This window comes from Streptomyces sp. NPDC015661 (assembly GCF_043077765.1).
Classification (GTDB): domain Bacteria; phylum Actinomycetota; class Actinomycetes; order Streptomycetales; family Streptomycetaceae; genus Streptomyces.
This window is the reverse complement of sequence record NZ_JBIBST010000003.1, coordinates 559,527-572,153: the sequence shown is the minus strand read 5'-3', so window position 1 is coordinate 572,153 and position 12,627 is coordinate 559,527. Positions and strand designations below refer to the sequence as shown.

At 73.1% G+C, this 12,627-nt stretch carries 12 protein-coding genes; 5 read left to right on the top strand and 7 right to left on the bottom strand.

From position 1 onward, the window contains the following. Positions 1-54 precede the first annotated feature (54 nt). The 3 genes from ACF07V_RS11025 (at position 55) to ACF07V_RS11015 (ending at position 2,548) form a co-directional block, all read left to right on the top strand. Positions 55-1,266 (top strand): pyridoxal phosphate-dependent aminotransferase, encoded by a 1,212-nt coding sequence (locus tag ACF07V_RS11025; protein WP_392153157.1) that lies wholly within the window; start codon positions 55-57, stop codon positions 1,264-1,266. A 120-nt stretch (positions 1,267-1,386) separates the two neighbouring features. Further along, positions 1,387-1,845, top strand: a complete 459-nt coding sequence (locus tag ACF07V_RS11020) for a hypothetical protein (RefSeq protein WP_392153156.1) — start codon at positions 1,387-1,389, stop codon at positions 1,843-1,845. 13 nt (positions 1,846-1,858) lie between these two features. Next, positions 1,859-2,548 carry a DUF2293 domain-containing protein gene (locus ACF07V_RS11015; RefSeq protein WP_392153154.1) on the top strand — a complete coding sequence of 230 codons (690 nt, stop codon included), beginning with the start codon at positions 1,859-1,861 and terminating at the stop codon, positions 2,546-2,548. Between the two features lie 47 nt (positions 2,549-2,595). Here ACF07V_RS11015 and ACF07V_RS11010 read toward each other — a convergent pair whose 3' ends face one another. From ACF07V_RS11010 to ACF07V_RS11000, 3 genes are all read right to left on the bottom strand, one after another. Continuing rightward, positions 2,596-3,405: a chaplin gene (locus tag ACF07V_RS11010; protein ID WP_392153153.1), complete on the bottom strand. Its 810-nt coding sequence runs from the start codon at positions 3,403-3,405 to the stop codon at positions 2,596-2,598. A 148-nt stretch (positions 3,406-3,553) separates the two neighbouring features. Next, positions 3,554-4,834, bottom strand: coding sequence for an SWIM zinc finger family protein (locus ACF07V_RS11005; RefSeq protein ID WP_392153151.1), 1,281 nt, complete (start codon positions 4,832-4,834; stop codon positions 3,554-3,556). Beyond that, a complete protein-coding gene (locus tag ACF07V_RS11000; protein WP_392153150.1) occupies positions 4,831-7,683 on the bottom strand; it encodes a DEAD/DEAH box helicase in 2,853 nt (950 codons plus the stop codon). The genes ACF07V_RS11005 and ACF07V_RS11000 overlap by 4 nt, the downstream gene beginning before the upstream one ends. A gap of 172 nt (positions 7,684-7,855) precedes the next feature. Here ACF07V_RS11000 and ACF07V_RS10995 point away from each other — a divergent pair, with 172 nt between their 5' ends. After that, positions 7,856-8,191 (top strand): hypothetical protein, encoded by a 336-nt coding sequence (locus ACF07V_RS10995; protein WP_392153148.1) that lies wholly within the window; start codon positions 7,856-7,858, stop codon positions 8,189-8,191. 92 nt (positions 8,192-8,283) lie between these two features. Further along, complete coding sequence (locus ACF07V_RS10990; protein ID WP_392153146.1) at positions 8,284-8,553, top strand: DUF6343 family protein; 270 nt, start codon at positions 8,284-8,286, stop codon at positions 8,551-8,553. Between the two features lie 36 nt (positions 8,554-8,589). On the opposite strand, the gene ACF07V_RS10985 is transcribed toward ACF07V_RS10990, so the two are convergent. From ACF07V_RS10985 to rpsA, 4 genes are all read right to left on the bottom strand, one after another. Next, complete coding sequence (locus ACF07V_RS10985) at positions 8,590-8,958, bottom strand: tetratricopeptide repeat protein (RefSeq protein ID WP_392153144.1); 369 nt, start codon at positions 8,956-8,958, stop codon at positions 8,590-8,592. A gap of 71 nt (positions 8,959-9,029) precedes the next feature. Beyond that, complete coding sequence (coaE, locus tag ACF07V_RS10980) at positions 9,030-9,641, bottom strand: dephospho-CoA kinase (protein ID WP_392153142.1); 612 nt, start codon at positions 9,639-9,641, stop codon at positions 9,030-9,032. 31 nt (positions 9,642-9,672) lie between these two features. Continuing rightward, positions 9,673-10,611: a PAC2 family protein gene (locus ACF07V_RS10975; RefSeq protein WP_392153140.1), complete on the bottom strand. Its 939-nt coding sequence runs from the start codon at positions 10,609-10,611 to the stop codon at positions 9,673-9,675. Positions 10,612-10,788: 177 nt separating this feature from the next. Next, positions 10,789-12,294, bottom strand: coding sequence for a 30S ribosomal protein S1 (rpsA, locus tag ACF07V_RS10970; RefSeq protein WP_392153139.1), 1,506 nt, complete (start codon positions 12,292-12,294; stop codon positions 10,789-10,791). Positions 12,295-12,627: the final 333 nt, after the last annotated feature.

Here is a 12,627-nt window from a genome sequence, read left to right as displayed (position 1 = left end):
TCGAACTTGGTAAAACCAAGCAACACTGATTCCGGGGACCTGGGGAGGTCGGACATGGAGTTCCGGCAGTCGAGCAAGCTGAACGAGGTCTGCTACGAGATCCGCGGCCCGGTGATCGAGCACGCCAACGCCCTGGAGGAGGCGGGCCACAGCGTCCTGCGCCTCAACACCGGCAACCCGGCGCTCTTCGGCTTCGAGGCCCCCGAGGAGATCGTCCAGGACATGATCCGGATGCTCCCCAAGGCCCATGGCTACACCGACTCGCGCGGGATCCTCTCCGCCCGGCGCGCGGTCGCCCAGCGCTACCAGTCCATGGGCCTGCCGGACGTGGACGTCGACGACATCTTCCTCGGCAACGGCGTGTCCGAACTGATCTCGATGGCCGTCCAGGCCCTCCTGGAGGACGGCGACGAGGTCCTCGTACCCGCCCCGGACTACCCGCTGTGGACAGCCGTGGTCACGCTCGCGGGCGGCAGGCCCGTGCACTACCTGTGCGACGAGTCCGCCGACTGGTACCCGGACCTCGACGACATGGCGTCGAAGATCACCGACCGCACCAAGGCCATCGTCGTCATCAACCCGAACAACCCCACGGGCGCCGTCTACCCGAAGGAGGTCCTGGAGGGCATCTTCGAACTCGCCCGGCGCCACGGCCTGATGGTCTTCGCCGACGAGATCTACGACCAGATCGTCTACGACGAGGTCGTCCACCACCCGGCCGCCTCCCTCGCCCCCGACCTGGTCGTCCTCACCTTCGGCGGGCTCTCCAAGACGTACCGGGTCGCGGGCTTCCGCTCCGGCTGGCTGGTCGTCACCGGCCCCAGGCAGCACGCGAGGAACTACCTGGAGGGCCTCACCATGCTGGCCTCCATGCGGCTCTGCCCCAACGCCCCCGCCCAGTACGCCATCCAGGCCGCGCTCGGCGGCCGGCAGTCGATCCACGAGCTCACCGCCCCGGGCGGCAGGCTGCGCGAACAGCGCGACCGGGCCTGGGAGAAGCTCAACGAGATCCCGGGCGTCTCCTGCGTGAAGCCGAAGGGCGCCCTGTACGCCTTCCCGCGCCTCGACCCCACCGTGCACAAGATCCACGACGACGAGAAGTTCGTCCTCGACCTGCTGCTGCGGGAGAAGATCCAGGTCGTGCAGGGCACCGGGTTCAACTGGCCGCGCCCGGACCACTTCCGCATCCTGACCCTGCCGTACGCCGACGACCTCGATGCCGCCATCAGCCGCATCGGGCGCTTCCTGAGCGGCTACCGGCAGTGACGTGCGACCCCCTCTGCTGTCATGATCTACGGGTCTGAAGGCCTCTGAAGGCCTCTGAAGGCCTCTGAGGGCCCCAGAGGGCCTCTGACGGCCGAGGAGAAACGGGAGGGCGGGCCGGTCATGGATGCGGCGCTGATAGCGGTGGCGGGAACCCTGTTGGGCGTCGTCTTCACCCACTGGTTCCAGGGGCGGGCCACCGAGCGCACGGCCGCCCTCGCCCGCACCGAACAGCTCCGGCAGGAACGGATCGCGACCTACAGCGCCTTCGCTGGCGCCGTCGTCGACTACCGGCACAGCCAGAACGACCGCTGGTTCCGGGCGCACCGACAGCCCGGCTCGGAGGAGGCGGAGGAGTCCCGGCACGCCTCCTACCGGCAGCGCACCGCCGCCCGGCAGGCCCTCTTCCGCGTCCAGTTGGTGTGCGAGGACCCCGAGGTCCGGCGGCTCGCCGAGGCGGCCTTCGTGGATTCCCACTGCATGCACGAGGCGGTCGACGAGGCGGACCGCGCCCGCCGCTCCCAGCAGGCGAAGGAGGCGCTCGCCGTGTTCATCGCCGCCGCCGCACCCGGCGTCCGCTGACCGGGGGCCGGCCGTGGACCTCGTCGCGCCCGTCGTCGTCGAACCGCTCAGGCGCCGCCGCTGCTCCGAGTGCCACCAGGGGCCGCTGGAACGGATGATCGTCGAGTTCAACGCGCCGGTCTGCCTGGACTGCGCCGATCTCGGCCATCTGGTCTTCCTGCGCCGCGGCGACACGGCGCTCACCCGCCGCGCCCGGGAGGCCAGCACCCTCTGGGCCGTGGTCGTACGGCACAACCGGCGCCGCACCCGGTACGAGCGCCAGGGCCTGCTCGTCGAGGAGGCCGCCCTCGCCGAGGCGGAACGGGCCTGCCTGGCGGACGCGGACGCACGGGCCGCGCGGCGGGCCCGGGACGCGGCCCGGCGCGCCGCCCTCGACGCCGAGATCACCCAGGTCCTCCGGGCGGAGATCCTGCGGCTCTTCCCGTCCTGCCCGGCCGACCGGGCCACGGAGATCGCCGTCCACGCCTCGGCCAAGGGCAGCGGACGGGTGGGGCGCACGGCCGCGGGCCGCTCGCTCGACCGCGGCGCGGTCACCGCCGCGGTACGGGCCTCCGTACGGCACGTGGACACGCCGTACGACTCCCTGCTGATGCAGGGGGTTCCCCGGCACCAGGCCCGGACGAGGATCGCGCCCGCCATCGAGGCGGTGCTCCGGACCTGGCGCCAGGACGTCGGGACCGCGGGCGGCCGGGGACGGGGCTGACGGCTCGGGCGTCAGCCCGCGTCGGCCGGACCGCGCGGGGCGGACCCTCAGGCCTGGTCGGCGGCCCGGCGTGCGCGGCGGTACAGCAGGGCGCCGCCGAGGAGCAGCGCGGCGCTCGCGGGAGCGGCGAAGCCCATGGCGTCCGAACCCGTGGCGGCCAGCGAGGCGGTGCTCGTCTCACCCTGCGGCGCGGGGGCCGGGGCGGCCGGGGGCACGCTCTCGGAGCGCGGCACCGGCACGTTGCGCACGGGGGTCTGCGGGCGCGGCGTCGGCGTCTCGATCGGCTGCTCGGGCTTGGCCGGGCCGTTCACCGAGGTGTTGCCGAAGACCGGGTTGAGGATGCCGACCACGTTGACCGAGTTCCCGCTGACGTTCGCGGGGAGGTCGACGGGCAGCTGGAGGCCGTTCCCGGAGAGCACGCCCGGGGATCCCGCGGCGTGGGTCTCGGCGGTGGACCCGCCGCCGTTGGAGGAGCCGCCCCCGTGGGAGCCGCCGCCGTGGGAGCCGCCCCCGTGGGAGCCGCCGGCCTGCTCGCCGCCGCGCGGGGTGGCGGGCTGGTCCTTGTAGGTGCCGCCGCCGCTCTCGTCCCCGTACCCCCCGGCCTCGCGCTCGGCGGAGCGGTTGGCACAGCTGTTGCCGAAGGCCGGGTTGAGCAGCCCGACGACGCTGACGGTGTTGCCGCAGGCGTTGACCGGCGCGTGCACCGGCAGCTGGATCGTGTTGCCGGAACCGACTCCCGGCGAACCGACCGCGGCGCCCTCGGCGCCGGCGTCGGCGTGCGCGGCGCCCGCCGAGAGGGCGAGCGCTCCGCCCGTGACCAACAGTGTGGCCAGACCACTTCGGCGAATCTGCCTCATGGCTTCCTGCCTTCCGGAGGTATGCACGGGCAAGTGCCCGTACCGGAATCAACGCGACAAACGTGTGCACCGGATCCGGCCGTTGACGGGTTTCACTCCATCGAGTGGGACTCCGTTCGAGTGTCGGGTCAACACCCGTCTACGGCCGTCAGCGCCCCAGGAGATCGGTGAGGGCGCCGACCGGGTCCGGGTCGGGGGCGCCGCGCGGCCACCAGTCCTCGCGGCCGGCGTCCGACTCGTACCCGTACCAGAGACCGTCCCGGCCGAGCCGGAGCTGGAGGGACTCCCCGGAGAGCCGGTTGCGCCAGGGGCGGAACGCCGGGAAGTCGGCCGCGAGCAGCGCGGGTCTGGCCCGGTCGAACGGGCCGGCCGGCGGGTCCCAGGGCTCTTCGAGGACGGCGAGGCCCGCCGCACCGCCCTGCCGCCAGGCGGCGACGGCGCGGGCGAGGTCCGTGGGGGTGCGGTCGAGGGCGTACGCCAGGTCGCGGTAGAGCGCGCGTGACGAGGCGGTCAGTCCGGAACCGGGGTGCGCGGCGGCCAGCCGGACCGCGTCCTGCCAGGGGGTGAGCGCGGCGACCGGGTCGTGGCCGGTGGCGAGGAAGGCGTGCGCCCGGGCCGCGGCCTCGGTGGCGAGGAGGTCGAGCGCGAGCGGATCGGGGGCGTCCGGGTCCGGCGGGAAGACGGCCGGGCGGCCGGGCCGGTCCGGGACGGGCAGCTCGGGCGGCAGCGGCGGCAACCCGGGCCCGGTGGCCGCGTCGAGCGCGATCCGGGCGGGGACCGTGGGCATCGGCGGGGCGGCGGCGCCCGCCTCGGCGGCGCCCCGGGCGGCGTTCCGACGGGTGAGTTCGGCGAGGAGCTCCTGCTCCCCGCGGCCGCGCATCAGGAAGAGGACGAACGGGTCCTCGTCGAGGAGACGGGCGGCCTGGTAGCAGAGGGCGGCGGCGTGCTTGCAGGGGTAACCGTCGTCCGGGCAGGAGCAGTCGGGGACCAGGTCGCCCGGCGCGGGCAGCAGTCCGGTGACCGCCTCCAGGGCGTGCGGGACGTCCTTGTCGAGGAGGGCGGCGATGTGGTCGGGGCGTGCGGCGGCCTCGTCGAGGAACCGCTCCCAGCCGTCGTCGCCGAGGGTCCGCATCCTGATCTCGGTGCGGTACGGGCGGGGCCGGGTGCCGTGCACATAGGCGACGACCCGGCCGGGGGTGACGGTGATCGCGTCGACGTGGCCGCGCCCCGCATAGGCCTTGCCGCGCGCGAGCCGGGCCGGGTCGAGGGCGGTGTTCTCCAGGGCCGTGACCCAGGCGTTCCCCCACCAGGTGGCGGCGAACCGGCCGTCGGGGGCCGAGCGGGGCGCGAGCTGCGGGAAGCTGCGGCGGCGGTCGTCGTGACGGAGGGCGGCACCCCGTGCGCCCCGCGCGCTCCTGGCGTGGTTCACGAGGGCCTCCTCAGGGACACCAGGTCGGCGAGCTCCCGGTCGGTGAGTTCGGTGAGGGCGGCCTCGCCGGAGCCGAGGACGGCGTCGGCCAGGGCCCGTTTGGCGCGGAGCATCTCGGCGATGCGGTCCTCGACGGTCCCCTCGGCGATGAGCCGGTGGACCTGCACCGGCTGGGTCTGCCCGATGCGGTAGGCCCGGTCGGTCGCCTGCTCCTCGACGGCCGGGTTCCACCAGCGGTCGTAGTGGACGACGTGGCCGGCCCGGGTGAGGTTGAGACCGGTGCCGGCGGCCTTCAGGGAGAGCAGGAACACGGGCACCTCGCCGGCCTGGAAGCGGTCGACCATCCGCTCCCGCTCGGCCACGGGCGTGCCGCCGTGCAGGAGCTGGGCCGGGATGCCGCGCGCGGCCAGGTGGTCGGCGAGGAGCCGCGCCATCGACACGTACTGGGTGAAGACGAGCACGGACCCGTCCTCCGCGAGGATCGTGTCGAGGAGCTCGTCGAGCAGGGCGAGCTTTCCGGAGCGGCCGGCGAGCCGCCCGGTGCCGCTGCCGCGCGGCGCCTCCTCCTTGAGGTACTGCGCGGGGTGGTTGCAGATCTGCTTGAGGGAGGTCAGCAGGCTCATGACGAGACCCCGGCGGGCCATGCCCTCGGCGCCCTCGATCCGCGTCATGGTCTCGCGGACGACCGCCTCGTAGAGCGAGGCCTGCTCCCGCGTGAGGGCGACGGGATGGTCGGACTCCGTCTTCGGCGGCAGTTCGGGGACGATGCCGGGGTCGGACTTGCGGCGGCGCAGCAGGAAGGGCCGCACCAGCCGGGCGAGCCGCTCGACGGCCTCCTGGTGCTCGATCTCCTCGTGGTTCTCCACGGCCCGGGCGTGCCGGGAGCGGAACGCCTTGAGCGGGCCGAGGAGGCCGGGGGTGGTCCAGTCGAGGAGCGCCCACAGCTCGGAGAGGTTGTTCTCGACGGGGGTGCCGGTGAGGGCGACCCTGGCGGGTGCGGGGATCTCGCGGAGCGCCTTGGCGGTCGCGGAGAACGGGTTCTTGACGTGCTGGGCCTCGTCGGCGACGACCATCCCCCACTCCCGCTCGGCGAGGCGGGCGGCGCTGGTGCGCAGGGTGCCGTAGGTGGTGAGGACGAAGCCGCCCTCGGTGCCGTCGAGGTCCCGGTCCGTGCCGTGGAAGCGCCGGACGGGCACGTCGGGGGCGAACTTCCGCACCTCCCGCTGCCAGTTGCCGAGGAGGGAGGCCGGGCAGACGACGAGGGTGGGGGCGCGGCGGGCGCGGCGCAGGTGGAGGGCGATGAGGGTGACGGTCTTGCCGAGGCCCATGTCGTCGGCGAGGCAGCCGCCGAGTCCGAGCGAGGTCATCAGGTCCAGCCATGCGAGGCCGCGGAGCTGGTAGTCGCGCAGGGTGGCGGTGAGACCGGCTGGTGCCTGCACGTCCTCGGGGCCGGCGAGGAGCCGGTCGCGGAGCGCGGCGAGGGCCCCGACGGGGACGGCGGGGACGGACTCGCCGTCCACCTCGGCGGTGCCGGTGAGCGCGGCGGCGAGGGCGTCGACCGGTTCGAGCAGGCCGAGCTCGCGCTTGCGTGCCTTGCGGACGAGGGCGGGGTCGACGACGACCCACTGGTCGCGGAGGCGGACGACGGGCCGGTGGGCCTCGGCCAGGAGGTCCATCTCGCGCTCGGTGAGCGGATCTCCGTCGAGCGCCAGCTGCCAGTTGAACCGCAGGAGCTCCTCGCTGTCGAAGAAGGAGGTGCCGTCGGTGGCGGAGCCGGGCGCGGCGTGGGCGGGGCGGACGACGGCGGAGGCGCTGAGGGAGCGGGCGAGCTCGCGCGGCCAGTGGAGGGCGACCCCGGCGTCGGCGAGCCGGGCGGCGGCCGGGCCGAGGAGTTCGTACAGCTCGTCCTCGGTGACGGCGAGGACGTCGGGCACGTCCCGCTCCAGGAGCCGGGAGAGCGGGGGCCAGACGCGGGCGGCCCGGCGCAGGGCGAGGACGGCGTCGATCCGGGCGCGGGGCCCGAAGTGCTCGCCGTCCCCCGCCCACAGGTCCGCCGCGTCGATGACGAGGGTGGGGTCGGCGAGGCTGTGGATCTGGAGGAGCGCGGCGGCGGCGTGCCGCTCCCCGTCGGCGGTGCCGGGGGTGTCGGCGGCATCGGCGGTGTCGAAGAGCTCGTACGGCGACAGGTCCAGGCGGAGCGAGACCCGCACCCCCGCGTCCATCCCGGCCGCCGCCTCGGCGGCCCAGGCACGCGCGCGGGGCAGGTGCTGCGGGGCACGCGCGGCGAACGGCGCGCCGACCGCGTGGGCGGCGGCGGGCGTGCGGGGCAGCACGTCGGCGACCGCGTCGAGGAAGGCCCGCACGAGGCCCTCGGGCTCGGGCAGCCGCAGCGGACCGCGCCCCGGCACCGGCACCGCGTATCCCTCGTACGGCAGGGCGGCGGCGACGGCCCGCAGATGGGCGATGTCCTCGGCGTCCAGGGGTCCGGCCCGCCAGGCGTCGAGATCGTCCGCGGTCAGCCCCGGCAGGAGCCGCCCGCGCGAGGCGAGGTGCAGGGCGTGCAGGGCGGCGGCGCCCCAGCCGGCGGTGGCGGGGTGCGCGGCCGGATGGTGGCGGGCCGCGACGAGATGCGGCAGGGCGGCCTCGACCGGCAGGATCACGGCGGGCACGGAGCGGCCGCGGGCGCCGCTGCCGTGCCGCCGGGCCACGGTCAGCTCGGCCCGCTCGGCCCCGCTCGCCGCCGGGTCCGGCAGCGGGCGGCCGTCGGGGGCCCAGAAGGCGACCCGGCCGTCGCGGGGCAGGGCGGCCGGCAGGAAGACGGCGGCGCTGGTCGTCCAGGTGTGTGCCACGGCTCCGCTCTCCTCCCGCTGTGTGTCGTTTCCCGACTGGACCTCCGACCTTACGGGTGGGGTCTGACAACGTGCGTCGGACGGGTTCCCCCGGGCGGCCCAACAGCGGATGACAGCGGTCGCCGCGGGCGGGATGGTGGCCTGAAACGACACGACAGAAGAGGATTCCGCCATGTCCGTTCGCCGGCGTCTCACGACCGCCACCGGGGCCGTGCTGCTCACTCTCGCCGCCGCCGGCTGCTCGGGCCTCGGCCGCACCACCGTGGGCACGATCGAGTACGAGACGCAGCGTGAGCTCGTCGTGACCGTGACCAGCCCCTCGGTGAACGGCTGCCACCGCCTGGCGCCCTCGGGCGTGACCAAGGTCCGGAACAACTCCCTGACCGACATCGTGATGTACCGGACCCGCGACTGTAAGGGCGGGAACTCGATCTACGTGGCCACCAACACCGCGAACTGGATCGCCCCGGACACCCTGCCCTGGCGCAGCTACAGCGTCGTCCACTAGACGGGAAGCGCCCTTCGGCGGGCGTTCCGTTTCCCCCACCCCGGGTACATGCTGGAAGTGACCTCGGGGTGCCGAGGGGAGATGTGACCGCCATGCGTACGGGGAACGAGCCTGTGAACGCGCGCAGCGCGCTGCGCCTGCGGTTCTGGCTGAGCATGTGGGGGCTGCTCTGGGCGGCCTTCGGCACGACCGTGTTCTCCCTGGTGGAGCGCCCCGGCTGGGCGGCGGCCTGCGGAGTGCTGTTCCTGGTGGTCACGGTCGACCTGGCGGTGGTGCTGCACCACATCCACCAGGGCCCGCACTGGCAGCCGGGCCGGGGCATCCCGCCGTACGAACCCGATCACGGCGGCACACGGCACTGACGCCCCCGCCGCTCGGACCCGCCCGTTTCCGCCCGCTCAGTTCCGGGTGTCGAAGCCCGCCGCCAGGAGGTACTCCGGCTTCGGGTCCAGCGCGGCCGCGAGGCGGAAGTGCCGCATGGCCTGGGCGGTCTGCCCGGAGCGCTCGAAGGTGCGGGCCAGCGCGAAGTGGGCGAAGGCGTTGTCCGGCTCGCGCTCCAGGACCAGCTCGAACTCCAGCTGTGCCGGGCGGAGCTGTGCGGCGGCGAAGAACGCCCGGGCGCGCAGCAGACGCGCGGCCGTGTTCTCGGGGTGGGCGGCGATCACCGAGTCCAGCAGCTTCACGGCCCCGCGAGGGTCCCGCGCGGCCAGGAGGTGCTCGGCGGCGCGGAAGTCGATGACGTGCGTTTCCGGGTTGCTGTCGGCCACGATGGCATCCTTCCCCTCGACCCGAGGTTGAACACCGGACCCGGCGGCCGCATTCCTGCGTCGGACGGCCCCTAGGGCCTGTCGCCGGCCGCCGCGCGGCGCTCCAGCTCCTCCCAGACCTTCCGCACCTGGGGCTCCAGCGCGTCGAGCGGTCCGTCGTTGTCGATCACGAGGTCGGCGACGGCCAGCCGCTGCGCGCGCGTGGCCTGGGCGGCCATCCGGGCCCCGGCCTCGGCCTCGGCCATGCCCCGGAGCCGTACGAGCCGGTCGAGCTGGGTCTCGGGGGACGCGTCCACGACCACGACCAGGTCGTACAGCGGCGCGAGCCCGTTCTCGGTGAGCAGGGGTACGTCGTGGACGACGACGTCCCCGGCGCCCGCACGGCTCTCCAGCTCCGCCGACCGGGCCCCGACCAGGGGGTGGACGATGGCGTTGAGGGTGGCGAGCCGGTCGGCGTCGGAGAACACGATGGAGCCGAGCTTCGGCCGGTCGAGCGTCCCCTCCGCGGTGAGGACGCCGTCCCCGAAGGCCGCCACGACGGCCGCGAACCCCGGGGTCCCCGGCTCGACGACCTCGCGCGCGATCCGGTCCGCGTCGATCAGCACGGCTCCGTACGAGACGAGCAGCCGTGACACTTCGCTCTTGCCGGCGCCGATCCCGCCGGTCAGGCCCACCTTCAGCATGAGCGGCAGCTTAGGGCCTGCCCCGGAGGGGCTAGGCGTCGCCCTCCCGCTCCGCGAGGAAGCGCTCGAACTCACGGCCCAGCTCGTCGGCCGACGGCAGGTCGACCGGCTCGGCGACCAGGCTGCCGCGCGTCTCGGCGCCGGCCGCCGCGTCGTACTGGTGCTCCAGGCCCTGCACGAGCGCGACCAGCTCCTCGTCGCCCTCGCCGATCTGGCGGTCGATCTCGGTCTGGGTGCGACGGGCCTCGGTCCGCAGGGAGTGGGCGACACCCGGGAGGACGAGGCCGGTGGCGGCGGTGACGGCCTCCAGGGCGGTCAGGGCCGCGTCCGGGTACGGGGATCGCGCCACGTAGTGCGGGACGTGGGCGGCGACGCCGAGGGTGTCGTGGCCGGCTTCGGTGAGCCGGTACTCGATGAGGGACTCGGCGCTGCCGGGGACCTGCGCCTCGTCGAAGGGGCTGCGGTGGCCGGGCATGAGGTCGGTGCGGCTGCCGTGCGGGGTGAGGCCGACGGGGCGGGTGTGCGGAACGCCCATGGGGATGCCGTGGAAGTTGACGGAGAGGCGCACGCCGAGGCGCTCGACGATCTGCCGGACGGCGACGGCGAACCGCTCCCACTCCACGTCCGGCTCGGGGCCGGAGAGCAGGAGGAAGGGCGCGCCGGTGGCGTCCTGCACGAGGCGGACCTCGATGGACGGCGTCTCGTACGCGGTCCAGCGGTCGCGCCGGAAGGTGAGCAGCGGGCGGCGGGCGCGGTAGTCCACGAGCCGGTCGTGGTCGAAGCGGGCCACCAGCTGGTGCGGGAGGGTGTCGAGCAGGCCGTCGACGATCTGCTCGCCGGTCTCGCCCGCGTCGATGTAGCCGTCGAAGTGGTACAGCATGACCAGCCCGGCCGACTCCTGCGCCAGGGCCAGGTCGACGACGGCCACGCCCTTCGGGTCCCATTCGTACAAATCCTGGGGATCAAGCACGATTACCGCTCCTCCTCGTGTTCTCTCTGGAAACGCCGTGCGCGGCACGGCCATTCCCGGCTCGCGCGATCTTCCGGCGGAGGAGTGCGGGGACCGCGGCAAACGACCGAGGCCCGCTCCCCCGAAGGGGAACGGGCCTCGGTTTCGCTAGCGGCTAGCGCTCAGCGGAGAGCCTGTTCAGCTCTGGCCGCCGGCGAGCTTCTCGCGGAGGGCGGCGAGCGCCTCGTCCGACGCCAGGGCGCCGGAGGTGTCGTCCGACTCCGAGGAGTACGAACCACCCGAGATGCCCGCACCGGCGTTGCCGGCGGCCGGGGCGGCAGCACCCTCGGCAGCGGCGGCCTCGTCGGCCTCGCGGGACTTGATGACCTGAGCCTGGTGCTGCTCGAAGCGAGCCTGCGCCTCGGCGTACTGGGTCTCCCAGGCCTCGCGCTGAGCCTCGTAGCCCTCGAGCCAGTCGTTGGTCTCGGGGTCGAAGCCCTCGGGGTAGATGTAGTTGCCCTGGTCGTCGTAGGACGCGGCCATGCCGTACAGGGTCGGGTCGAACTCGACCGAGGCCGGGTCGGCACCGAAGGACTCGTTGGCCTGCTTCAGCGAGAGGCTGATGCGACGACGCTCGAGGTCGATGTCGATGACCTTGACGAAGATCTCGTCGTTGACCTGGACGACCTGCTCCGGGATCTCCACGTGGCGCTCGGCCAGCTCGGAGATGTGGACCAGACCCTCGATGCCCTCGTCCACGCGGACGAACGCACCGAACGGAACCAGCTTGGTGACCTTACCCGGGACGACCTGGCCGATCTGGTGGGTCCGGGCGAACTGCTGCCACGGGTCCTCCTGCGTCGCCTTCAGCGACAGGGAGACACGCTCGCGGTCCATGTCGACGTCGAGAACCTCGACGGTGACCTCCTGGCCGACCTCGACAACCTCGGACGGGTGGTCGATGTGCTTCCAGGACAGCTCGGAGACGTGCACGAGGCCGTCGACGCCACCCAGGTCCACGAAGGCACCGAAGTTGACGATCGAGGACACGACGCCGGAGCGGACCTGACCCTTCTGGAGGGTCGTGAGGAAGGTCTGGCGAACCTCGGACTGGGTCTGCTCGAGCCAGGCGCGGCGGGACAGGACCACGTTGTTGCGGTTCTTGTCCAGCTCGATGATCTTGGCCTCGAGCTCCTTGCCCACGTAGGGCTGGAGGTCGCGGACACGACGCATCTCGACGAGGGAGGCCGGCAGGAAGCCACGGAGGCCGATGTCGAGGATGAGACCACCCTTGACGACCTCGATGACGGTACCGGTGACGATGCCGTCCTCTTCCTTGATCTTCTCGATGGTGCCCCAGGCGCGCTCGTACTGGGCACGCTTCTTCGAGAGGATCAGGCGGCCTTCCTTGTCCTCCTTCTGGAGAACCAGGGCCTCGATCTCGTCGCCGACCTTGACGACCTCGTTCGGGTCGACGTCGTGCTTGATCGAGAGCTCGCGGCTCGGGATGACACCTTCGGTCTTGTAACCGATGTCGAGCAGGACCTCGTCCCGGTCGACCTTCACGATGACGCCGTCGACGATGTCGCCGTCGTTGAAGTACTTGATCGTCTCGTCGATCGCGGCGAGGAAGGCTTCCTCGTTACCGATGTCGTTGACCGCAACCTGCGGGGTGGTGGCGGTGGTCTCGGTGCTGCTCGTCATGTGGGAAAGGGCTCCGGTTACGGACAGAAAGTCGTAGGTACTGCTACGCCGAGAGCCCGTATCGCACCAAGAAGCCGGACAGCCAATGAAGCACCCTTCCGCGAACGGGAGGGAACCTCGAGAACCGAGGGGACATACAAAAGGTACGAGCGCGGCCTGCTCCGTCTGAGGCGCGCAGGCCCGCAGCGCAACCTTTAGCATACGGGGGCAGCCGGACAGGGTCAATGCGCGAAGCGCGCACCCGGGGCAGATCTGCTCAATTCCGGCGCGACTCATGGCCCTTGCGCCGTCATGGCGGGGGTCGCCGCGCGGCGGCACTGAGCGCAAACTACA